This is a genomic window from Paenibacillus sp. FSL R5-0749, from assembly GCF_038595085.1.
In the GTDB taxonomy this organism is placed as follows: domain Bacteria; phylum Bacillota; class Bacilli; order Paenibacillales; family Paenibacillaceae; genus Paenibacillus.
The window spans coordinates 4514781-4538747 of sequence record NZ_CP152005.1 but is presented as its reverse complement, the minus strand read 5'-3'; the positions used below and the strand labels follow the sequence as shown (position 1 = coordinate 4538747).

22 protein-coding genes are annotated in these 23967 nt (G+C 48.2%); 21 read left to right on the top strand and 1 reads right to left on the bottom strand.

From position 1 onward, the window contains the following. The first annotated feature begins 184 nt into the window (after positions 1-184). From MKY85_RS20210 to spoVM, 17 genes are all read left to right on the top strand, one after another. On the top strand, positions 185-2074 hold the full coding sequence (locus MKY85_RS20210) for a bifunctional homocysteine S-methyltransferase/methylenetetrahydrofolate reductase (RefSeq protein ID WP_339235687.1): 1890 nt from the start codon (positions 185-187) through the stop codon (positions 2072-2074). 19 nt (positions 2075-2093) lie between these two features. Continuing rightward, positions 2094-2993 carry a YicC/YloC family endoribonuclease gene (locus MKY85_RS20205; protein ID WP_076211386.1) on the top strand — a complete coding sequence of 300 codons (900 nt, stop codon included), beginning with the start codon at positions 2094-2096 and terminating at the stop codon, positions 2991-2993. A gap of 51 nt (positions 2994-3044) precedes the next feature. Beyond that, complete coding sequence (locus MKY85_RS20200) at positions 3045-3305, top strand: DUF370 domain-containing protein (protein WP_006209218.1); 261 nt, start codon at positions 3045-3047, stop codon at positions 3303-3305. A 13-nt stretch (positions 3306-3318) separates the two neighbouring features. Next, complete coding sequence (gene gmk / locus MKY85_RS20195) at positions 3319-3891, top strand: guanylate kinase (RefSeq protein WP_017687445.1); 573 nt, start codon at positions 3319-3321, stop codon at positions 3889-3891. Between the two features lie 158 nt (positions 3892-4049). Further along, positions 4050-4262: a DNA-directed RNA polymerase subunit omega gene (rpoZ, locus tag MKY85_RS20190; protein ID WP_036614619.1), complete on the top strand. Its 213-nt coding sequence runs from the start codon at positions 4050-4052 to the stop codon at positions 4260-4262. A gap of 139 nt (positions 4263-4401) precedes the next feature. Continuing rightward, positions 4402-5637, top strand: a complete 1236-nt coding sequence (coaBC, locus tag MKY85_RS20185) for a bifunctional phosphopantothenoylcysteine decarboxylase/phosphopantothenate--cysteine ligase CoaBC (protein ID WP_339256316.1) — start codon at positions 4402-4404, stop codon at positions 5635-5637. Between the two features lie 3 nt (positions 5638-5640). Beyond that, positions 5641-8190, top strand: coding sequence for a primosomal protein N' (gene priA / locus MKY85_RS20180; protein WP_339235682.1), 2550 nt, complete (start codon positions 5641-5643; stop codon positions 8188-8190). A 117-nt stretch (positions 8191-8307) separates the two neighbouring features. Then, positions 8308-8796, top strand: coding sequence for a peptide deformylase (gene def / locus MKY85_RS20175; protein WP_017687449.1), 489 nt, complete (start codon positions 8308-8310; stop codon positions 8794-8796). Positions 8797-8808: 12 nt separating this feature from the next. Continuing rightward, a complete protein-coding gene (fmt, locus tag MKY85_RS20170; protein WP_339256314.1) occupies positions 8809-9762 on the top strand; it encodes a methionyl-tRNA formyltransferase in 954 nt (317 codons plus the stop codon). Next, a complete protein-coding gene (gene rsmB / locus MKY85_RS20165) occupies positions 9759-11186 on the top strand; it encodes a 16S rRNA (cytosine(967)-C(5))-methyltransferase RsmB (RefSeq protein ID WP_339235678.1) in 1428 nt (475 codons plus the stop codon). The genes fmt and rsmB overlap by 4 nt, the downstream gene beginning before the upstream one ends. 254 nt (positions 11187-11440) lie before the next feature. Next, positions 11441-12481 (top strand): 23S rRNA (adenine(2503)-C(2))-methyltransferase RlmN, encoded by a 1041-nt coding sequence (gene rlmN / locus MKY85_RS20160; RefSeq protein ID WP_036614609.1) that lies wholly within the window; start codon positions 11441-11443, stop codon positions 12479-12481. 7 nt (positions 12482-12488) lie between these two features. Then, complete coding sequence (locus MKY85_RS20155; protein ID WP_339235676.1) at positions 12489-13265, top strand: Stp1/IreP family PP2C-type Ser/Thr phosphatase; 777 nt, start codon at positions 12489-12491, stop codon at positions 13263-13265. Then, entirely contained in the window at positions 13262-15475 is a 2214-nt protein-coding gene (gene pknB, locus MKY85_RS20150; protein WP_339235674.1) for a Stk1 family PASTA domain-containing Ser/Thr kinase, read from the top strand. Before MKY85_RS20155 ends, pknB begins: the two co-directional genes overlap by 4 nt. 61 nt (positions 15476-15536) lie before the next feature. After that, positions 15537-16445: a ribosome small subunit-dependent GTPase A gene (gene rsgA / locus MKY85_RS20145; RefSeq protein WP_339235672.1), complete on the top strand. Its 909-nt coding sequence runs from the start codon at positions 15537-15539 to the stop codon at positions 16443-16445. A 1-nt stretch (position 16446) separates the two neighbouring features. Beyond that, entirely contained in the window at positions 16447-17106 is a 660-nt protein-coding gene (gene rpe / locus MKY85_RS20140) for a ribulose-phosphate 3-epimerase (protein ID WP_017687456.1), read from the top strand. A gap of 3 nt (positions 17107-17109) precedes the next feature. Next, positions 17110-17361 (top strand): hypothetical protein, encoded by a 252-nt coding sequence (locus MKY85_RS20135; protein ID WP_105410212.1) that lies wholly within the window; start codon positions 17110-17112, stop codon positions 17359-17361. A gap of 167 nt (positions 17362-17528) precedes the next feature. After that, positions 17529-17609 carry a stage V sporulation protein SpoVM gene (gene spoVM / locus MKY85_RS20130; RefSeq protein ID WP_019424875.1) on the top strand — a complete coding sequence of 27 codons (81 nt, stop codon included), beginning with the start codon at positions 17529-17531 and terminating at the stop codon, positions 17607-17609. A 194-nt stretch (positions 17610-17803) separates the two neighbouring features. On the opposite strand, the gene rpmB is transcribed toward spoVM, so the two are convergent. Continuing rightward, positions 17804-17992, bottom strand: a complete 189-nt coding sequence (gene rpmB, locus MKY85_RS20125) for a 50S ribosomal protein L28 (protein ID WP_017687459.1) — start codon at positions 17990-17992, stop codon at positions 17804-17806. Between the two features lie 636 nt (positions 17993-18628). On the opposite strand from rpmB, the gene MKY85_RS20120 reads away from it, so the two are divergent. The 4 genes from MKY85_RS20120 to MKY85_RS20105 all read left to right on the top strand — a co-directional run bounded on the left by MKY85_RS20120 (position 18629) and on the right by MKY85_RS20105 (position 23838). After that, the gene (locus tag MKY85_RS20120) at positions 18629-20440 is read left to right on the top strand and encodes a DAK2 domain-containing protein (RefSeq protein ID WP_342570621.1); all 1812 of its coding nucleotides are present in this window, start codon (positions 18629-18631) and stop codon (positions 20438-20440) included. A gap of 76 nt (positions 20441-20516) precedes the next feature. Continuing rightward, complete coding sequence (locus tag MKY85_RS20115; RefSeq protein ID WP_339235667.1) at positions 20517-21380, top strand: DegV family protein; 864 nt, start codon at positions 20517-20519, stop codon at positions 21378-21380. Between the two features lie 10 nt (positions 21381-21390). Beyond that, complete coding sequence (gene recG / locus MKY85_RS20110; protein ID WP_339235664.1) at positions 21391-23436, top strand: ATP-dependent DNA helicase RecG; 2046 nt, start codon at positions 21391-21393, stop codon at positions 23434-23436. Between the two features lie 114 nt (positions 23437-23550). After that, complete coding sequence (locus tag MKY85_RS20105) at positions 23551-23838, top strand: stage VI sporulation protein F (protein ID WP_278299015.1); 288 nt, start codon at positions 23551-23553, stop codon at positions 23836-23838. The last annotated feature ends 129 nt before the right edge of the window (positions 23839-23967 follow it).

Genomic DNA, 23967 nt, shown 5'->3' with positions numbered 1-23967 from the left:
GCGGGCCTCTTTTTTTGTTAAAGGACAGTGCGTGTCTCCTGTACAGAGACATATTGGGTGTTATGTGGAAGGAAAGTCCATATGAGCTGGATATTCAACAAAAACCTGTGTTTTTCTTCGTTTTTTAGCGTTTTTTGTGTTACATTAGTATGAAAATGATCACAGCTAGGCGGGGGGAAAAGGGATGAAGGCGGATTTGCGCAAAGTTATGCAGGAACGAGTTCTCATTGGAGATGGGGCCATGGGAACCTATCTGTACCAAATGGGATTCCCGGTAGGGATTTCATATGAAGAGTTAAACTTGATTTCACCTGAAGTAGTGGCAGAAGTACATCGCCGTTATCGGGACGCAGGTACAGAGATATTTGAAACGAATACGTACTCTGCCAACTATGACAAGTTGTCCAAGTTCGGTTTGGAGTCCAAGGTGGAGGATGTGAACCGGACCGGCGTTCGTATTGCCAAAGAGGTGGCTGGAGCTAACGGTTATGTTCTTGGTGCAGTAGGCTCTATTCGCGGAGGCAAACGGACAAACGTCTCCACAAGTGAACTGAAACGCTTTTATCAACAACAGATCTTTGCACTGCTTGATGAAGGCGTGGATGGTATTCTGCTTGAGACCTTCTATGATATCGAGGAAATGGATATTGCCCTTTTGCAAGCGCGCAAGCTAAGTGATCTACCCGTGATTGGACAGTTCGCGGTAGAGGATGTAGGACACACACTGGACGGATACACAATGCCCGAAGCATTCCGGATCATGCGGGAGCAGGGTGCGGACGTGATTGGTTTTAACTGTCGCTCAGGTCCAAATGGAATTATGCGTGCCATGGAAACCGTCTCCGGACGTATTGGTATTCCAATGTCTGTTTATCCGAACGCGGGTGCAGCAGATTATGTGGATGGTCAGTTCCGTTATGGTGCGACTCCGGAGTACTTTGGTCAGACTGCAGTGCAATTTGCGGAACTCGGTGCCCGAATTATTGGCGGATGCTGTGGTACAACGCCCGATCATATTACCGCCATGAAAGAGGCGCTCGCAGATTACGTACCTTCGCCTATTTTGGAGCCTGATCCATCAGAATCCAAACCGCGTATTGTACTGCATGAGCATGTGGATGAGCGCTCCGGACGTGGAGGCCAGCCTACGATTGTTGATCTGGTCAAGCAGCGTCACACGGTCATTGTTGAACTTGATCCGCCGCGTGATTTGGACATTGCCAAGTTCATGAAAGGTGCCGAGACCCTAAAAGCAGCAGGAGCAGACGCTCTGACACTGGCCGATAATTCATTAGCGGTTACACGAATGAGCAACATGGCGCTGGGTCACCTCGTTCAGGATCGCACGGGTCTCCGTCCATTGGTGCATATTGCCTGCCGTGACCGGAATCTGATTGGAACGCAGTCCCACATGATGGGGTTTGATGCTCTGGGCATTAATCACGTACTGGCTGTGACAGGTGATCCTGCAAGATTTGGCGATCTGCCGGGTTCAAGCTCGGTATACGATCTGACCTCTTTTGAAATCATACGCATGATCAAACAGTTGAACGACGGGGTGGCCTTCTCGGGTAAACCGTTGAAGCAGAAAGCTGGCTTTGTTATCGGAGCCGCATTTAATCCCAATGTGAAATATTTGGATAAAGCTGTACAACGTCTGGAGAAGAAAATTGCCTCTGGTGCAGATTACATCATGACTCAGCCTGTCTATGATCCGGAGTTGATTGTGGCAATGCACGAAGCGACCAAACACCTGGATGTGCCTATTTTTGTAGGTGTAATGCCACTGGCAAGTGGACGGAATGCAGAATATCTGCACAACGAAGTTCCCGGAATTCAGCTTTCGGATGAAGTGCGTTCCCGTATGGCAGGTCTGGAAGGCGAAGAGGGCCGTGCGATGGGGGTAAAAATTGCCAAGGAACTGCTGGACGTAGCAACAGCACATTTCAAAGGCATCTATCTTATGACACCGTTTATGTTCTACGGCATGACGGCCGAACTGACTCAATACGTATGGGAGAAGTCGGAGCATCAATGTCCTACTTGTTTCAACCCTAATAATCAATTACAATAGTAAAACGGATGTGATGCCGATGTCATTCAGTATGACCGGATACGGTCAATCCGCCTTTCATTTTGGCGGCTATAAGGTACAATTAGAGATCAAATCTGTTAATCATCGTTATTGCGAAGTGATGATGCGTCTGCCAAGAGAGTGGACGTATTATGAAGACGGTTTGAGGAAAATCGTACAGAGTCGTTTGAAACGTGGGCGGATTGATGTTTATGTAATGAAAGAAAAAGAGGAAGACCAGGCTCTTCCCGCTGTTCTGAATGAACAGACGGTCAGGGCCTATCTGCAAGCTGCAGAGCAACTGGAGACCCAATATGGAATGCAGGGCAAACCAAGTATTGTGGATATGCTTGGGCTGCCGGACGTTATGGTTCATTCGGATGGGACAAGTTCCATTCCCGAAGAGCAGAAGGACGAATGGGAGCGAGTTTTGCAGGAAGGATTGAAAGAGGCTCTGTCCAGCCTTGAACAGATGCGCGCTCGCGAGGGTCTTCATCTGGCCAGTGATCTGGAACGGCGTATTACCCGTCTGGAGTCACTGCATACCGAGATGCTTGATCTTGCACCGACTGTGGTAAGTGATTATCGCAACAAGCTAAGACAGAGGCTTACGGAAATGCAGGAAGAAGGCTCTTTCCCTTTTGATGAGCATAAATTGGGTATGGAAATTGCAATGTTTGCCGATCGTTCTAACATAGAAGAGGAGCTTACGCGTCTACAGAGTCACTTTGGACAGAGCAGGGAACTGCTGAAAAGTGATGAGCCCGTAGGTCGTAAGTTGGACTTTCTAATTCAAGAGATGAATCGGGAAGTCAATACGATTGGATCAAAAGCCAACCATTTGGCTCTGGTGAATCGTGTTGTCGAAATGAAGGCGGAACTGGAGAAGATTCGTGAGCAAGCTGCGAATATCGAATGAACAGCCAAATTTCGGCAAAAGAGTCGCATGTATAGGGGGAAGAACCTGATTATGGCAATCAAACTCATTAACATTGGATTCGGTAACATCGTATCGGCGAACCGGATTATATCCATCGTGAGTCCGGAATCGGCGCCGATCAAGAGAATTATACAAGAGGCAAGAGATCGTCACATGCTGATTGATGCAACGTACGGAAGACGTACTCGTGCCGTAATTATTACGGATAGCGATCATGTCATTTTGTCTGCAGTTCAGCCTGAGACGGTCGCCCATCGTCTTTCTTCGAAAGATGATGATAACGACGAATAAAATGGAGTGTAATATGTCTAAAGGATTACTGGTAGTGTTGTCCGGCCCATCTGGGGTCGGGAAGGGTACGGTATGCAGCGCTTTGCGCAAACGGGTGCCGGAATTGATCTATTCCGTATCGGCGACAACCCGTCAGCCTCGTCTGGGTGAAGAACATGGTGTGAACTATTTCTTCAGAAGTCATGAAGAGTTCCAGAACATGATTGCTGAAGATCAATTGTTGGAACATGCGGAGTATGTCGGTAATTATTACGGAACACCGCGTGATTTTGTAGAGAAAACGATTAACGAAGGCCGTGACATCATTCTGGAGATTGAGGTTCAAGGCGCGTTAAAAGTGAAAGAGAAATTCCCGGAAGGAATCTTTGTTTTCCTGCTTCCTCCTTCATTGGACGAGCTGAAAGATCGCATTCAGGGCCGTGGTACCGAGAGCCAAGCGACCATTGATCACCGGATGTCCGTGGCGGTCGATGAGATCAGTCTGCTGGAGCAGTATGATTACGCTGTTGTTAATGATGAAATTGATTTGGCGTGCAAGAGAATAGAAAGCATCATAATCGCCGAACATTGTAAGATCAATAAATAATCCCTTTTGCCGCTGCAGAATGCGATATAAGTGGGGCAGTTGTCATATCATGTACTGAAGCACTCCCTTCGGGGAATGCCTGGATGAGAAGACATGCCACATCCGTTCTGTCAGGCGGCAACTTGCGATTATACTAATGCGAAGAGGTGTTTGTTAATATGCTGTATCCTTCTATTGATGAAATGATGAACAAAGTCGACAGCAAGTATTCCCTTGTTGTTGCTGCTTCCCGCCGGGCTAGACAGCTACGTGAAGGTGAAAAAACGGATTTAAGAGGTGCGAGATCCCATAAACAAGTTGGCGTTGCACTGGAAGAAATCTATGGAGACCTGCTCGTTGTCATCAAAGGACAGGACGAAGAAGAAGAGTAAGCCGCCTGCGGCTGCTCTTCAACTGCATACGGCGTAAGCCGGATTAATTGACAACCGCGAGGTTGTTATTTTTTTACGAATAAGCATATTTCAATGAACTCATTGTTTAGATGTCGTATAAATATCGGGGGAAATAAACATGTTGAACGGTAAAAAAATCGTGCTTGGTGTGACAGGCGGCATAGCCGCATACAAAGCAGCAACATTATGCAGCAGACTGGTGCAGAAGGGTGCGGATGTTCATGTCATTATGACAGCTTCTGCTACACAGTTTATTACCGAATTAACGCTGCAAACGTTAACCCGAAACACCGTATATACCGATACATTTGATGAGCGTGAGCCAGCAGTCGTATCTCATATTCATCTGGCTGATCTGGCTGATCTTGTTCTGGTTGCCCCGGCTACCGCCAATGTAATTGCCAAGATGGCACATGGCATGGCCGATGATATGCTCTCAACAACGCTGCTTGCCACGACAGCTCCTGTCATGATTGCTCCAGCGATGAATGTACATATGTATGATCATCCAGCGGTAAAGCATAATATGAACCTGCTTGTTGAACGGGGTGCCATGATGATTGAGCCGGGCGAAGGCCTGCTTGCGTGTGGTTATGTAGGCAAGGGCCGTCTGGAAGAACCGGAGAGCATTGTGAATGTGGTGGAACGTTTCTTTGAACAGCGCGAGTCCGCAGACCGTACAAGGAAAGAACAAGCTTCACTATTACAAGGCAAGAAGGTAGTTGTTACGGCTGGAGGTACAATTGAGCGAATTGACCCCGTACGATACATTACGAATGATTCGTCTGGCAAAATGGGATTTGCCATCGCTGCAGCTGCGCGTGATCTGGGGGCCAACGTGAAATTGGTCATGGGCAATACACAAGCCAAGCCGCCAGAGAACGTTGAGTTGATCCCTGTGCAGTCAGCACAGGATATGTATGAAGCCGTAACACGCGAGTGGGACGATGCTGATATTGTGGTTAAGGCGGCGGCTGTTGCCGATTATCGCCCTAAGGAAGTTTACACCGAGAAGATCAAGAAGAAAGGCGACACGTTGTCGCTCGAACTTGTTAAAAATATAGATATTCTTGAAACGCTGGGCAAACAGAAAACCCATCAGTTTTTGATTGGTTTTGCTGCGGAGACTCAGTCCGTTGAGATGTATGCACGTGAGAAATTGGAACGGAAAAACTGTGATCTGATCGTAGCCAATGACGTAACCCACACGGGTGCAGGATTTGGAACAGACACCAACGCGGTACATATCTATGACCGGGAAGGTTTGGTGGAGGAGCTACCAGTGATGGCCAAGGACGATGTGGCTCATCGGTTGCTCCGGATTGCGGCGGAGCGCATTGCCGGGAGGAATTAGGATATGGAGATTGCCAAGGTCATTGTCGATGTTCCCGTGAAGGATACAGACCGGCCGTTTGATTACCTGGTACCTGAATCGATGAGGGAATGGATCGAGATTGGCAGCCGGGTGGGTGTACCTTTTGGACATCGGACGGTGCAGGGATTCGTGATTGATCTTGTGCCGCGTACCGGAGAGGAAACATTCAAGCTCAAGCAGATTCAGGAGTTACTGGACATTGTCCCCCCATTGTCAAAGGATTTGGTGGAGTTGGCTGAATGGATGAGTGGACGTTATGCCAGTAACCGGATTCTGTCTTTGCAGGTCATGGTACCGACCGCATTGAAAGGAAAAGCAGAGCGATACATCTCGCTGGGAGATGCACTTGATGGACAGATGGCGGGTGCACAACCGGATGATGAGGTGTTATTTGTTTGGGGAGAAGAGTCTACGAACGAGAAAGTGCAGCAGGATATCATCCGTTTTGTCAAAAGTCGGGGTCAGGTACCGTTGCAACAATTGAGTCGAAAATATCCCAATCATGCTGCACTAATTAAGAAACTATTACTTGGTGGTGTGCTGCTTGAGAGTCAGGCGATCAAGGACAAGCTGAATAAAAAAACAATGAAATCCGTTGATCTGGCTGTAGATATTGCTGCTGCTCAGGAAGCACTTGCTTCATTCCCGGCGAAAGCACAGCGGCAGAAGGAGATTCTGGCTTTTTTGCTGGAAATGAAAGAGCTGCTGCCCATGCCGATGAAAGAAGTGTTATCCACCCTGCAGGTATCGGCGGCGACGATGAAGGGACTTGAGGAAAAGGGATTAATCGTCACCGAGGACGTAGAGGTCTTTCGTGACCCTTATCAGGGCAGGAAGTTCCAAGCAACGGAGCCGCTGGTTCTGACCGATGAGCAAAAGCATGTCTACAACAATATCAATGGCCGATTGCAGGAACAACGCCACGGGGTATTTTTGCTACATGGTGTCACAGGCAGCGGCAAGACGGAAGTCTACCTTCAAACCATTCAACAATGCATCGAGCAGGATCGGCAGGCCATCGTACTGGTACCCGAGATTGCATTGACACCACAGATGGTGGAACGTTTTAAAGGGCGATTCGGCGACCAGGTTGCGGTCATGCACAGTCGTCTGTCCGGCGGTGAACGTTATGATGAATGGCGCAAAATTCGTGAGGGCCAGGTGAAGGTTGCGATTGGGGCGCGTTCAGCCGTATTTGCTCCATTCAGTCGGCTTGGGTTGATCATTATGGATGAGGAGCACGAGACTTCCTACAAACAGGAGGAAACGCCGAAATATCATGCCCGGGATGTAGCGGTTAAAAGAGCACAGCAGCATCAGGCCGTGGTTGTTCTGGGTTCAGCGACACCTTCGCTGGAAAGTTACTATGCGGCACGCTCGCAGAGTAACGATGATTTTGCACCACTCTTGCTGGAGATGCCAACACGTGCACTGGGTAACAAGCTGCCCGAGGTGCGGATTGTTGACATGCGCGAGGAGTTGAAGGATGGTAACCGCTCCATGTTCAGCAGGGCTTTGCACAAAGGGCTGGAGGAGCGCTTGGAGCGTGGTGAACAGACGGTGCTTCTGCTGAATCGCCGGGGATATTCGACCTTTGTCATGTGCCGCAGTTGTGGATATGTAGCAGGTTGTCCCGAATGTGATATTTCACTGACGTACCATCAGCGCTCCAATAATCTCCGTTGTCATTACTGTGGGTATGCGGAAGCCGCTCCGGAAGTGTGCCCGGATTGTGGAAGTGAGCATATTCGATACTTTGGTACAGGTACACAACGGGTCGAGGAAGAGCTTGCGAAGCTCTTTCCGGGTATTCGGGTCATACGGATGGATGTAGATACAACAACGGAAAAAGGGGCTCACGAGAAGCTACTGAAACAGTTTCGTGAGAAAAAGGCTGACGTATTGCTTGGCACCCAGATGGTTGCGAAGGGGCTCGATTTCCCTGATGTGACTCTGGTTGGGGTGATAACAGCGGATTCAGCATTGAATTTGCCTGATTTTCGTGCTGCCGAAAAAACGTTTCAGTTATTAACACAGGTAGCTGGCCGAGCTGGTCGGCACCAATTGCCTGGTGAGGTGTTTGTTCAGTCCTATACGCCGGAGCACTACTCTATTGGCCATGCGAGTAAGCATGACTATGTATCGTTTGTACGTGAGGAACTGCTGCATCGTCGTAATTTGCAATATCCGCCATACTGTCGCCTGATTCTGGTGACCTTTTCGCATGAGCAACTTCCGGTGTTGATTCGTCTTGCCGAGAACTACACGCGGATACTGAAAGAGAAGGCTAATGCGGCCGGATGGCTCGGCAGTCTGGATCGATTCAGTAATGAGGCCTTTGATGTATTAGGGCCGGTAGCGTCCCCGATTCCCCGGATTAAGAATAGATACAGATTCCAATGTATGATAAAATGGCGGGGGGATGTAGACGCCATAGGACTCGCTCTGGCAACAGCCCGGCGCATGGACGATGATGTTCAGGCGCAAAAATTGCTCATTAGTCTGGATGTAGACCCGCAAATGTTAATGTAAGCATTTTGCAGCAATGCGGATGTAAACAAGCGGTATAAACATAGATTAAAATGAATACCCCAAAAATACAGAATATCGTCCTGAAATTATGATGAGGATTAGGAAGGTGCTTACAACATGTCGATTCGCATTATCGTGCAAGAACCAGATGAGGTGCTCCACAAGAGAGCTAAAGAAGTAACCAAAATTACACCAAATGTACAAAAATTGCTGGATGATATGGCGGATACCATGTACGATGCGGAGGGTGTAGGTCTAGCTGCGCCGCAAGTTGGTATTTTGAAACGGCTGATTGTTATCGACGCAGGTGATGAGCAAGGGCTGATCAAGATGATTAACCCGGAGATCATTGCAAGTGAGGGAGAACAGTTCGGACCGGAAGGATGTCTGAGTATCCCTGGAATTAATGGCGATGTTCGCCGTTTTGAGACCGTTACGGTTAAAGGTCTGGATCGTGAAGGCAAAGAGTTGATAATTACGGGTAGTGGCTTGCTGTCCCGTGCATTCCAGCATGAGATTGATCATCTGGATGGCGTACTCTTTACGGATGTCGCCGAGAAAGTGTACGAAATTGCAGCCGATCAAACGGGACCGCGTCGTAATTAAGGAGTGATCGATTTGAATATTGTTTTTATGGGAACACCTGAATTTGCAGTTCCTTCTCTCGATATGCTGATTGCAGAGGGGTACCATGTGGTGGGTGTGGTGACTCAGCCTGATAAACCACAGGGACGCAAAAAAGTACTTACGCCAACACCGGTTAAGGCCGCGGCAGAACGCCACGGTCTGCCTGTGTTTCAACCCGTTAAACTGCGTGATCCGGAAGCGGTAGCCCGCTTGGCTGAATGGAAGCCGGACCTGATCGTGACTGCGGCTTTTGGCCAGATTCTGCCCAAAGCCGTGCTGGATATGCCTGTTCGCGGTTGTGTGAACGTGCATGGCTCTCTTTTGCCGAAATATCGGGGAGGAGCTCCAATCCAACGTTCCATTATTAACGGGGAATCCGTGACAGGAGTCACATTGATGTATATGGCTGAAGGCCTGGATACCGGAGATATGATCTCGCGTGTGGAACTGCCAATTACAGACGAAGATACATCAGGATCGATGTTTGATAAATTAAGTGAGGCTGGTTCCAAACTGCTTCAGGCAGAAATGCCACGATTGATTGCAGGCGAGACAACGGCAGTCCCTCAGGATGATGCCGAGGCTTCGTATGCTCGCAATCTGACTCGGGATGACGAGAAGATGGACTGGAGTCGTACTTCACGTGAATTGTTCAATCAGATCCGCGGCCTTGTGCCGTTTTCGGGTGCATTTACGATGTGGGATGATCAGGTCTTCAAAGTATGGGCTGCGGCTAACCCCGATCAGGTGGATCTGGAAACCTCTTCGGATGCTGGACAAGCAGAGCCAGGAACAGTGCTGCAATTGAACAAGACAGGGATTGAAGTTCGTACAGGTAATGGATCTCTGTGGTTGACTGAGGTGCAGCCTGCAGGTAAAAAAGTGATGAAGGCGGCTGACTTTGCCCGTGGCGGTACATTGAAATCTGGAACGGTGCTGCGATGAGTGGTAACACACCAGGTCGTTCGTCGGGAAAAGGTCATAAGGCTACAAGTGGTGCATCTCGCCCCCAGAAACCCAAAACATCTGCTCGTGCATTGGCAGTCAAGGTTCTGAGTGCTGTTGAGCAAGATGGAGCATACAGTAATCTGGAGTTGAATCGTCGTCTGAAAGAGGCTGAACTGAGCCCTGCGGATGCTGGACTAGCTACCGAATTGGTGTATGGAACAATCGCTAGATTGAATACACTTGATTATTATCTGGAACGGTACGTTGCCAAAGGAGTATCCAAACTGCAACCTTGGGTTCGCAGTCTGCTGCGGATCAGCGTATATCAGATGATATATCTGGATCGTATTCCGGAGCATGCCGTGGTGAGCGAAGCGGTTAATCTGGCGAAGAAACTGGGCCATCAGGGAATCTCGGGAATGGTGAATGGTGTACTGCGCAATATGATTCGCAATCGGGATGAACTTCGTATTCCAGAGAATCTGCCGGTTGCCGAACGTATTTCACTGGAACATTCCCACCCGTTATGGATGGTTGAACGCTGGATCGCCTATTATGGCGCGGAGACAGCGGAAGCCATCTGCCGTGCGAATAATGAGCCTCCAGCAGTGAGTGTCCGAGTCAACACAACAATGACCACACGGGAGAAACTGATGCATGAGATGGCAAGCGCAGGTGCAGTCGTTGAAGCTTCTCAGTTGAGTTCGGATGGAATTCTTGTACGCAGTGGTGGGAATATGGCACTAACGTCCTGGTATCGGGACGGCTTGTTCTCTGTACAGGACGAAAGTTCCATGCTGGTTGCTGAAGCAGTTGCACCAGAAGAAGACCAACTTGTATTGGATTGCTGCGCAGCTCCGGGTGGTAAAACAGCTCACATGGCGGAGAAAATGCACGATCGCGGTCGTATTCTCGCGAACGATGTACATGCTCATAAGCGCCAGTTGATCCTGGATCAGGCGGAGCGTCTCGGTCTGAGCTGCATCGATGCTGTAACTGGAGATGCTCTTGATCTGAACGAGCGGTATCCGGAAGCATCGTTTGACCGCATTTTGCTGGATGCGCCATGTTCCGGCCTGGGTGTTATTCGACGGAAGCCCGATGTAAAATGGACCAAATCCGTAGAAGACATCAAAGATATCGCAAGCTTGCAACGTGAACTGCTTGATCGTGTTGCGCCGTTGTTAAAACCAGGTGGTATTTTGGTGTACAGCACATGTACAATTGAGCCTGCTGAGAATGAGGATATGGTCGCAGACTTCTTGAATCGACATCCGGAATATCGTCCAGCAGAAGTATCTGTCTGGACTGAATCGGAGACAGCGAAATTGAAGGTTGTGAACGGAGGCGTTCAGATTTTGCCACAATACGCTCACAGCGACGGATTTTTCATCGCACGGTTGACAAAAACAGTGGAATAACAGTTTAATAGAGCACGGAAGCACGGCCGCCGAGGGGAACTTCGGCGGATTTCTTTGTGATGGGACTTCAGCATAATGGTTAGAGAAAAGGGATGACAGGGTGCGATGGCGGCATTCAGGTGTTATAATGCATGAAGTACAGATATCAAGGGTATACATGGATGTAACGTGGTCTTTGTGATAGAATAGGACGAATGGAACGAAAAGAAGGAAGCCAAACGAAAAGAAAAGAAGGAATAGGTGTTGACAACAAAATGAAACCTTTTATATATGATTATTCTCTGGAACAATTGCAGCAATGGGCTGTGGAGAATGGGGAGCCGGCGTTTCGCGGTGGTCAAATCTTTGACTGGATTTATGTAAAACGCGTGAATGATTTCAGTGAAATGACGAATCTGTCCAAGCCATTGCGTGAGAAGCTGACAGAGCAATTTGAATTCGTAACGCTTAAGGAAATTACAAAGTTTGAATCCAAGGATGGAACGGTTAAATTCCTCTTTGGTCTTCATGATGATCATGCCATCGAGACTGTAATTATGAAGCATAACTACGGGAACAGCATCTGTGTAACCACGCAGGTTGGATGTCGTATTGGTTGTACGTTCTGTGCATCTACATTGGGTGGACTCAAGCGTAACCTTACGGCTGGAGAGATTGTTGCCCAGGTTGTACAGGCTCAGAAAATTCTGGATGAACGCGGCGAACGTGTCAGCAGCATTGTAATCATGGGTTCGGGTGAACCTTTCGAAAACTATGAAGCAACGATGACTTTCCTGCGCATCATGATTCATGAAAAAGGATTGAACATTGGTCAGCGTCACATCACGGTATCAACGAGCGGAATTGTTCCGAACATCTACAAGTTTGCAGATGAAGATACACAGATTAACCTCGCCATTTCGATTCATGCACCGAATGATGCACTTCGTTCGAAATTGATGCCGGTTAACCGTCGTTTTCCTTTTGAAGACGTAATGGAGTCCCTTCGTTATTATCTGGCCAAAACAGGTCGGAGAATTACGTTTGAGTATGCACTGATTGGTGGCGTAAACGATCAGCCAGAGCATGCAGCGGAACTGGCAAGTGTGCTTAAGAACATGTTATGCCACGTGAATCTTATTCCGGTTAACCATGTACCTGAACGCAAGTACGTAAGAACATCGAGAAGCGACATTTTCAATTTTCAGAAGATTCTCTCGGAACAGGGTGTTAATGTAACCATTCGTCGTGAACAGGGACATGATATTGCTGCCGCTTGCGGTCAGCTTCGTGCAAAGCATATGGAGTTGAGGTGAGAACGTTTTGATCAAAACAGTTCATGTGAGCCATATCGGACGAGTGCGTTCGGTGAATGAAGATTCAGCCTGGATTCGTAATCTGGATACAGGATATATTCTGGGTATTGTTGCCGATGGCATGGGTGGACATCTTGCAGGGGATACGGCAAGCCGCTTGGCAGTGGAGACGTTGGTACAAGATTTGGGAACACTGGAACCAGGTCTGTCACATGCGTCTCTGTCTGCAGCTCTAAGCGATGCTATTTTGCATGCCAACGAAGTTATCTTCCGCACGGCATCCACAGATGACAAGTATCACAACATGGGAACAACCGTGGTTGCGGCATTATTGAACGATACGGAAGGTGTTATTGGACACATCGGGGATAGCAGAGCCTACAAAATTGCGAACAAAGCTGTGATCCAGCTAACCGAGGACCATACACTGGTGAATGAATTGTTCAAAAACGGTCAGATTAGCAAAGAGGATGTGTCCCATCATCCACGTCGCAACGTGTTAACTCGTGCACTCGGAACAGATGCCGAGGTGAAGGTAGACCTGGATACCGTCAAGCTGGAGGAAGGCGAAGTTCTTCTCCTGTGCAGTGATGGTCTCAGTAACCTGGTCAGCAATGAGCAGATTATTCAGGTTGCCGGCAATCTGGAATTGGCACTCGAAGATCGTGCAGACCGACTGCTTCAGTTGGCTTTACTTGCTGGGGGAGACGACAACATCACGGTTGCCTTGTTCGAGTTGCAGAAGGATGGTTCCGTGGATACGGAAACGGGGTGTGAGTCATGATTGGGCACCAGCTAGGCGGACGCTATGAAGTGATTGAGCGTGTCGGCGGTGGCGGCATGGCTCTTGTGTACAAAGCCCAGGATCTTCTGTTGAACCGGAATGTAGCGATTAAAGTTCTAAGACAACAGTTTGTGCATGACGAAGAGTTTATTCGCCGTTTCCGCAGAGAAGCACAATCGGCAGCATCACTGTCTCATCCGAATGTAGTTAGCATTTATGACGTGGGGCAGGAAGATGACGTTCATTATATTGTCATGGAGTATGTGGAAGGCAAAAACCTGAATGAAATTATTAAAGAGCGTGCGCCTCTGCAAGTGGACGAATCGGTCCGCATTGCATCACAGATTGCAGATGCTCTTGATCATGCACATCATAATCAAATCATTCATCGGGATATCAAACCGCATAATATATTAATTGGCCGGAATGGCCGCGTGAAGGTAACGGACTTTGGGATTGCCCGTGCAGTTACATCTACAACGATTACGCAGACGGGTTCAGTAGTTGGTTCTGTACATTACTTCTCACCGGAACATGCCAAAGGCATCGTTACTGGTGAAAAATCGGACTTATATTCTCTTGGGATCGTACTTTACCAAATGCTTACTGGGCAACTTCCGTTTCTGGGTGAAAGTCCAATCAGTGTGGCATTGAAGCATTTGCAGGAAGAGTTCGATGAACCACGCAAATTCAATCCATTGATTCCGCAAAGTGTGGAAAATGTCATCTTGAAATCCATGCGTAAAAATCCGCAGGAACGTTATCAGTCGGCCAAGGAAATGCAGACTGATCTGGAAACTTGCCTGATGCCGGAGAGACGTAATGAAACGAAGATTGATTTTCCGGATGAGGATGATATAGACCAGACCCGCGTTATGCCAGCGATCAAGCCTGAACCGCGCGGAGTTACGTCGACGGGTGCGGTGCCAGTGATGGAGTCTGACGAAGAAACTGGCAAGGGTAAAGCGAAAGCTAAGAACTGGAAAAAACCAGCATTACTCATTTCATTAACCGTTCTTATTCTAATCGCCATGGTGGGCGTTGTATGGTATGTCAAAGGTATGCTGGTTGTACCTGAAGTTACCGTGCCTAACGTGATCACCCAGACAGAAGAAAAAGCTCGCGAAATGCTTGAGGAGAAAGGACTCGTGGTCAGTGATGAGGTCATCCGTCTCTATCAGGAGGGTGTCGAACCCGGTATTGTGTTTGACCAGAGCAGAAAAGAAGGCGATGTCGTCAAAGAAGGTTCTGAGGTCCAACTCAGTGTTGGTGCAGAAAAAGAACTGGTGAAGATGATTGATGTCAAACAGGAAACTTATGATGAGGCTGTCAAGAAGCTGACTGCGCTTGGCATTAAGGAAGATCAGATTCAGCGGAAAGATGAATTCTCTAATGATGTGCTTTCAGGTTCTGTTATTTCCCAGACCCCTGGCGTCAATGAGGAATTCGATCCAGAGGCCGTTCAGATTGAGCTAACCGTAAGTAAAGGCACTGAAACGGTCAAAATGCCTGATTTGAAAAATTTAACCCGCAGTGAAGCCGAAGAAAAACTGAAATCTGCTGGACTTGTGCTTGCTCAGGTGCAGGAAGAATCAAGTTATACGGTGGATCAGGGGAAAGTGACGCAGCAGTGGCCTGTGGAAGCGGGCACAGAGGTTAATCCTGGCGATAAGATTACAATCTTTATCAGTACAGGGTATCCGCCTGAAGCGCTGAAATATCCGTTTAATATCAATGTATCACCCAAAGAAGATGGTAAAAACAGTAAAATTCGTATCACGTATGAAGACGCACGCGGCAAGAATCAGGAATGGGGAACACGCACCGTGAACTCAACCCAGACCTTGACCATTCCGCTTGTGCTCGCTCCAAATGAAAATGGGGCTGTGTCTGTATATCGTGATGGACAGTTCCTGGATACGTATCTCGTCTCCTACAGTGAAGCCAAAAACGGAACAGTAAACGTACCCTCCATTGACCCGGAACCAAACACGCAGACGCCGCCAGAAAATGAGCCTGATCCAGGCCAAGGCAGTGTTGATGAGGGCAGTGGTGACCCCAATCAGGAAGGTGAGCCTGAGTCCACACCGGCAGACGGTGAAGGTGACAGCGTAGATGAAGACACTTCTGCCATGAATAAGGGTAAGGAGCCCGGCAAGGAAAAAGAGAAGAAGAAAAAGGAAGTCATTAACGCATCAAGCCGTCCATAAGGGCGGCTTATGCTGGCGTCTGGATTAAATGTACCACCATCAAAAGGAGGGCGACGGAGCTATGCCAGAAGGTATCATCGTTAAAGCGCTAAGCGGTTACTATTATGTCATGCCAGTGGAAGACAACGGGGTTCCTTCGGTTGAAGGTTCCGCCGTTCAATGTCGAGCCAGAGGTATCTTCAGAAAACGGGGAACATCACCGCTTGTAGGTGACCGCGTCAGCTACATGTTGACGGAGAACGGTGAAGGAACGGTGGATGAAATCCGGAAGCGTGAGACGGAACTCATCCGTCCTCCAGTGGCCAATGTAAGTTTGGCTGTTCTGTTATTCTCGGTGAAAGAACCGGATATGAACCTGAATTTGTTGGACAAGTTCCTTGTTCACATCGAGCAGGCTGGTCTGGATGCTCTGATTGTGCTGACCAAACAGGATTTGGCTGATCCAGCCAAAGACACTGTTGCTGAAGTGAAAGCATTGTATGAACAGGTTGGTTACGAAGTGATTTCCACAAGTTCACGTACCGGTGAAGGCAGTGAACTGCTCAGAGATCGCCTCGCTGGCAAGATTAGCGTATTCTCTGGTCAATCCGGTGTAGGCAAGTCGTCCATGTTAAATGCATTGATGCCCGGCCTAACGCTGGAGACGAGTGCGATCAGCATGCGTCTTGGACGAGGGAAACACACCACCAGGCACGTAGAACTTATCCCCTTGGATAATGGTGGATTTGTGGCGGATACGCCAGGGTTCAGCCAACTGGACTTTCTGGAGATTGGTGTGGAGGAACTCTCCACGTGTTTCCGGGAATTCGCCCAGTTTGCAGATCAGTGCAAGTTCCGGGGGTGTACCCATACCCATGAACCAGGTTGTCGTGTGCTCGCGGCCAAGGAGGAAGGTCTAATCTCCGAAAGCCGATATCAGCACTATGTGCAGTTCCTTACCGAAATGAAAGATAAGAAGCGGAGGTATTAACATGATTAAAATTGCCCCATCGATATTATCAGCTGATTTTGCCCGCCTTGGTGCGGAAGTTGCCGAAGCCCAAGCTGCAGGAGGAGACTGGATCCATGTTGACGTTATGGACGGTCACTTTGTCCCTAATATTACGCTTGGACCTGCGATTGTAAAGGCGATCGCACCGCATACAAGCTTGCCGCTCGATGTGCACTTGATGATTGAGAATCCGGAACGTTATGTTGAGGAATTTGCCAAAGCCGGTGCAGCAGTCATTACCGTGCATGCTGAGGCTTGTGTGCATCTGCACCGCGTTATTCATCTGATCAAGGAACAGGGAGTGAAAGCAGGAGTTGCCCTTAATCCGGGAACGCCGGCGTCTGCCATTCTTGAAGTTCTGGATGATGTGGACATGGTTCTTGTTATGACGGTGAATCCTGGTTTTGGCGGACAGGCTTTCATCTCGGGTACCATGAACAAAATCAAGCAAATTCGTACCTGGTTAAATGAAAAGGGACGTCATGATGTACATATCGAAGTGGATGGCGGAATTGCTGCCGACACAGCCCCGCTTGTGGTGGAAGCTGGAGCAGATGTACTCGTTGCCGGTAGTGCCGTATTTGGACGTGAAGATCGTGCTGCAGCGATTACTGAAATTCGCCGTAGCTACGGAGGCTAATTGATGACTCTTAAGGAGACGCTGTGGACGATGGCTGCGAGTCTCGTAACGGGACTTGTGCTTGCTCTGTTTGCGGTTATTCAGTCCCCGTATAATGCCATTACGTCATTGATCGGGGTGGGTGTTGTTATTATGTATTTCCGCAAATTTGATCGTACGGGACATCGGGTTACTTTTGTTATCTTCGGCATACTGTATTATCTAATGAGTGTTTTCATGATCGCTGCCTATCAATATATTCCTACCCAAACGTAAATGACCTGATCTTCGGGCTTGTCATTGTGGAATAGGGATCGATGGTTCCGCATAAATATGGTTACATGAGCAGGTTTCTCATGTAGCCTTTTTTGTCGTGTTTGAGGTAAAGAAGGCCTGAAGCATAGGATACGGCGGACGCATGAGCATGATGGGGAGGGTGAATTATGAAATTTTACACATTCAAACTGCCGAAGTTTTTGGGAGGGTTTGTAAAGGCGATTCTTAATACGTTTCAAAAGAACTGATCCGATTGATAAGGTAACAGGGAATACCGCCGCTTTGGCTCAGGCTAATCTGGAATTCGTACCTGCGAAGCGCCATGCGGCGGCCATTCACATGTTCAAGAGTGTATTCAAGAATCACTTTTTTGAATACCAAAAAAGCACCTGCAAGGAACAAGGTGCTTTTTGCTTACCCGATTTATAGTAGCTTTGCGTGATTATACGCGAGTCACTTTACCGGCTTTCAGTGCACGGGTGCTTACGTATACACGTTTTGGTTTGCCGTCAACGAGAATGCGGACCTTCTGAACGTTTACGCCCCAAGTACGACGGTTACGGTTGTTAGCGTGGGATACGTGGTTACCGGTGCCCGGTTTCTTACCTGTCACATAACATTTGCGAGACATAGATTACACCTCCTATCCTAAAATAACCAGTTGCCTTCAGAAACGAAAAGTCATTCCATAAGGACTAAATTGTTCTTCCTGATCCTAAAGATCAGGCTTCAGTAGCTAATGGCGTTGTTTAAGCCGGCATGACCGGATCATTTCCATTACTTAACCTGCATAAAACAATACTTGAATATAATATCATAATCAAAAAAGCTTCGTCAACTGATCCAAAAACTTTATTTATTTCTCCTGCCTAATATAGTACAATGTTGAGTAGTCCATAATACAGTGGTGAACAGGCTGTTGCCGCGAGGAAGTCGGAGAATACACCGTACCTAGAGGTCGGTGGTCTGCTTTTTGGCAACGCTGTGAGCTGCGGCATTCCATCATTGGCACCAGTCTCCACGCGGCATTCATGCCGGCTCTTGATACCGGTGCATATCCGTATGCCCCGAAGTTAGGGGTGCAGAGAGTGCAGGATATTGGTAGCCCGGCCGCCCAGACCGTTAATCCGGCTGACATGTTGTATTGTATGCCTGTGCCGGACAAGGTATGGACGAAGAATAACGCAGTCCGCGTTAGCGCATGAACAGACCAGACACATCTTGGTGCAAGGTGTTCGTGTATCAAGCTAGGAAGGGGAATTCTCACTTGAGTATACGTTCTTTAAATGGAACAGATTTCACCGCTATGGTACTTGCCGGAGCGGAACAACTTGGACAGCATGCAGAGCACGTCAATTCCCTGAATGTTTTCCCTGTGCCGGATGGTGACACGGGAACGAACATGAATTTGACAATGAGTGCAGGAGTCGCAGAGATTAAAAGAAAAAGTTCTGCCTCCATCGGCGAAGCTGCCGGTATTCTATCGAAAGGCCTGCTTATGGGCGCACGGGGGAATTCAGGAGTTATTCTGTCGCAATTGTTCCGTGGTTTTAGTCGTTCAGCTGCTCCCTATGAGGAACTGAATACGCTCCAATTTGCAGCAGCCCTTCAGAACGGTGTTGACGCAGCTTACAAAGCAGTCGTAAAACCCGTTGAAGGGACCATTCTTACCGTAGCCAAGGAAGCGGCGAAACATGCCAACTACTACGCAAGACGGACGAATGATATTACTGAATTAATGAATGAAGTTTTGTTAAAAGCAAAAGAAGCACTGGCCATGACTCCGGAATTGCTTCCTGTACTGAAACAGGTGGGTGTTGTGGATTCAGGTGGTCAGGGGCTTGTATATATCTACGAGGGCTTTATGGAAGTATTGCTGCAAAGTGACGGTGTGAATCGTACTTCGCTGAACAAAGAAGTAACCCCATCCGTGGCAGCATCTGCTTTGAAACCGGCTGCACCGGCAGAAGTGGATATCAAGAAGCCTGCACAACAGCAGGTGATTGCGCCGGAGATGCCATTGTCTGCGCAGGCGAGATTGGAAACGGAGGATATTGAATTCCTGTATGATATGGAATTCTTCATTAATCGTGAACTTGGAGAGAACGCAGGAGTGGCATTTGATGATGAGGCATTCCGGAAAGCGTTGTCAGTTAACGGGGATTCGATCATTATCATTGCCGATGATGAAGTTATCAAAGTTCATGTCCATTCCAAAACTCCAGGCGATGTGTTGAATCTGGCACTGCATTATGGTGAGATTACACAGATTCATATTCTCAATATGCGTGAACAGCATCGGGATCTCCTGACAGCAGGCATGGATATTGCTCCATCACCTGAATTGTTTGCAGAGATTCCACCTGAGGCAGCACGCAGTATGGAAGAAGCTGTGCTTCCTGCAGATGAGATGGCACCGTATGGTTTTATTGCGGTATCCTCCGGTGAGGGTATTGCAGAGATTTTCCAAAGTCTTGGCGTCGATGTTGTTCTGTCCGGTGGACAGACGATGAATCCGAGCACGGAAGATTTTGTAAAAGCCGTTCGCTCCATTGCTGCGGAACAGGTATTCATACTCCCGAATAACTCGAATATTGTACTGGCTGCGGAGCAGGCACGTGAACTGCTTGAAGATGAGCGCCGAATTACGGTTATTCCGAGCAAGACCATTCCACAGGGAATGGCTGCTGCTTTTGCATTCCAGGAAGATGAGTCTGCGGAAACGAACCGTGACCAAATGTTGGAGGCCATCAGCCGGGTACAGTCCGGTCAAGTAACTCATGCGGTTCGTGATACGCAATATGATGAATTGGATATCAAGGCGGGACACTATATTGGTATTCATAACTCCAAAATTGTAGCGACGGATGAAGTCATGCTTCAAGCATGTGAAGGTCTGCTCAAGCAGATGATGGAGAGCGGAGATGAAGTGGTGACGATCCTTGAAGGGGACGAAGCTGACCCTGAGGTTACTGCTGCCCTCGCTGCATGGCTTGAAGTAGAGTATCCTGATGCTGAGGTAGAGGCACATCGTGGAGGACAGCCTGTGTATTATTATTTGTTCTCCGTAGAGTCCTAATAAAGGTTGTTCAAAACGTCTCTTATTGAGTTTTTGAACAGGTACCAATAGCACTCTGGCGAAGAGGAGGAGAGTCATGAGCCACAAGGTTGCGATAGTAACAGACAGTACGGCGGATATTCCCGAAGAACTCATTCGCAAATACGGGATTCATATTGTTCCGTTACGCGTTCTGTTCGGTGAAGAGACTTATGCAGATGGCGTTGATCTGACTTCGGAACAGTTCTACGAAAAATTGAAGAAGGTTTCTGTGTTGCCTACAACTTCACAGCCTTCTCCAACTGATTTCATGAATGTATATCAATCACTTCTGGATGAGAACCCGGAACGCCCGATTGTATCCATCCACCTGTCGTCCGGCATGAGTGGTACCTACCAATCGGCCATGCTTGGCAAGTCTTTGCTGGAGCGTGAGGGTGACATCACCGTGCTGGATTCGAAGTCAGCATCGTATGGATACGGTCTAATGGTGGTACAGGCTGCTGAACTTGCCGAACAGGGGAAGTCAGCAGTCGAAATCGCTGCTGCCATTGAAGAGATGCAAAAATCTCGTAAATTGTTCTTTCTCGTGGATACCCTTGAGTATCTGCAAAAAGGCGGTCGGATTGGCAAAGCTTCAGCCATCTTGGGAACGTTGCTTAACATTAAGCCGATCCTGTCTATTGATGAAGAAGGCGTTATCTACGCAGTTGAGAAAGTCAGAGGTCATAAAAAGGCAATGGCACGCATTATTGAGCTGTTCCAGAAGGATCTTGCAGGCAAACGGGTTAACCTCGCGGTAGGTCATACCGCTGACCCGGGATCAGCGATCGCTTGTGCAGAGCAGCTGCGTGGTCATTTTACAGTGAATGAAGTGATCTATACCAATATTGGAGCCGTAATTGGCAGTCATGTTGGACCTGGTGTCATTGCGATCTTTATGTGGCCTGTTCCGGAATGAGGGATTAGACATGAAATTGGAAGAAATATCTGTTAAGCAAATTAACGGCGTGAGTGCTCTCAAAGAGGGAGAGCTTCACGCCTTTGGCATCTCTACTGTTAAAGACCTGCTTGAATATTATCCGTTCCGTTATGAGGACTATCGTCTGCGTTCGCTTAGTGAAGTGAAGGATGGGGACAAGATTACGGTCCAGGGACAGGTGATGGGCATTCCTGTATTACAACGATACGGCAAAAAGTCCCGTCTCACCTGTAAGATCATGACGGAAGAGTGGATGATTACAGCGACCTGGTTCAATCGCCATTTTCTCAAAGAACAGCTTACGCCCAATCGTGAGATTGTGATTACGGGGAAGTGGGAACAAAAACGCATGCAGATGACAGTTACCGACTCGGAGTTTCCCGATAAAGGCGATGGGCGTTCAGGTACACTGCAACCTGTATATTCAGTAACCGGCAAGCTGACGCAACAATGGATGCGCAAAACGATCAATCAGGGATTAATCCAATTCGGAGATATGATTCCCGAGATTCTGCCCCAGTCCTTGATGAGGAAATACAGCTTCATGCCGCGAAAGCAGGCGATTGCGGGAATTCATCGTCCACAGGACAACCGGGAAGGCCAACAGGCCAGACAGCGGATGGTGTATGAAGAACTGTTTCTGTTCCAGCTGAAAATGCAGGCGTATCGTGCGCTCAACCGGAATCGGATGGATGGTGTGGTACATACCACGGACAATACAACGATTCGTGAGTTTGTACGCAGTTTACCATTTGAACTGACAGATGCTCAGAAAAAGGTGGAGCTTGAAATTCTGCATGATATGCGTTCGCCTTATGCAATGAATCGGTTATTGCAGGGTGATGTAGGATCGGGTAAAACGGTTATTGCGGCAATTGCGCTATACACGACTGTTCGATCCGGTTTTCAAGGGGCTCTGATGGTGCCTACAGAGATTCTGGCGGAGCAGCATATGCGTTCACTGCAAAAGCTGTTTGAACCGTTTGGGGTAACTGTAGGCCTGTTAACAGGCAGTGTAAATGGGCGTAAACGTAAAGATCTGATCGCGTCGTTGCAAATGGGCATGATGGATATCGTGGTCGGCACACACGCCCTGATTCAGGAAGATGTTTTCTTCCGTGATCTGGGCCTTGTGGTGACGGACGAGCAGCATCGCTTCGGGGTGAATCAGCGCAGCGTTTTACGACGCAAAGGATACAACCCGGATGTGTTAACGATGACGGCTACGCCCATTCCACGGACACTGGCAATTACGGCTTTTGGTGACATTGAAGTATCCACCATCTCGGAACGTCCGAAGGGACGGATTCCAATCTCCACGTATTGGGTCAAGCACGATATGATGGAGCGGGTGCTCGGGTTTATCTCCAGAGAAGTGGATCAAGGGCGTCAAGCCTATCTGATCTGTCCGCTCATTGAAGAGTCGGAGAAGCTGGATGTGCAGAATGCGATTGATCTGCATGTGCAGATGCAGCAGAACTTTCCGAAATATCGTGTAGGTCTGCTGCATGGACGGATGACGGCTGCGGAGAAAGAAGAGATGATGCGTGACTTCTATAGCAATGATATTCAGCTGCTGGTCTCCACCACCGTTGTGGAGGTCGGGGTCGATGTGCCGAATGCCACGTTAATGGTCATTATGGATGCGGACCGTTTCGGTCTGTCCCAGCTGCATCAGCTTCGTGGTCGGGTTGGTCGTGGGGCCCATGCATCCTATTGTGTACTCATTGCTGATCCCAAGACAGAGGTCGGACAGGAACGTATGAAGGTCATGACGGAAACGGAGGATGGATTCGAGGTATCTCGTCGGGACCTCGATCTCCGGGGTCCGGGTGATTTCTTTGGTACCAAACAGAGCGGATTGCCCGAGTTCCGTCTTGCTGATATGGTTGCCGATTTTGCTGTGCTGGAACAAGCCCGAGATGATGTATCCCAGTTGATTGCGGAAGTAAATTTCTGGACATCTGTGGACTACGCACCTTTGCGTGATTTCCTACAGCAACAGCAAGTATTTAAGGGTGATCTGATTGACTAAAGCTTGCTTTGATAGCTGGTTTTTCATATTACCTTTGTAAAAAAAGACAAGTGTACAAGCCCTCCCGACATATGAATAAGAAGTGAGTTCATTCTTTGGGAGGTGCTATACGTTTTGGGTTACCAACAATATGGAATTAGTCCGCAACTGGTGGAGCGGATCAAACTAAAGATGAAAAACCCCGCAGTTAAAGAGCGTATCAAAAAGTTGATTGATGGGGTGACCAAGTCTGATCTGCAAGATAAGGCCAAGGTCAGAAGGCTGGTCAAGTCTTCAGCAGTCATTATGAATGAGAATTTTTCTGCGGCACAGGAGGAGCAGTTTGTTGCGTTTGTACTCGCGCAGAAGATTGATCCGAACAATACGTTTCATTTGATTAAGCTGTGGGGGATGTTTAGGTAGGGATTCGATGTAATGTTGGGTGGGGTAAAATGAACTACAGGGTGTTACACGTGGCCACTACGAGTGCAGTACCATCTTCCGATCGCTGTTATCCCCGGATTTTTTGATCCCCTTTTCTAAAGGGTAAAA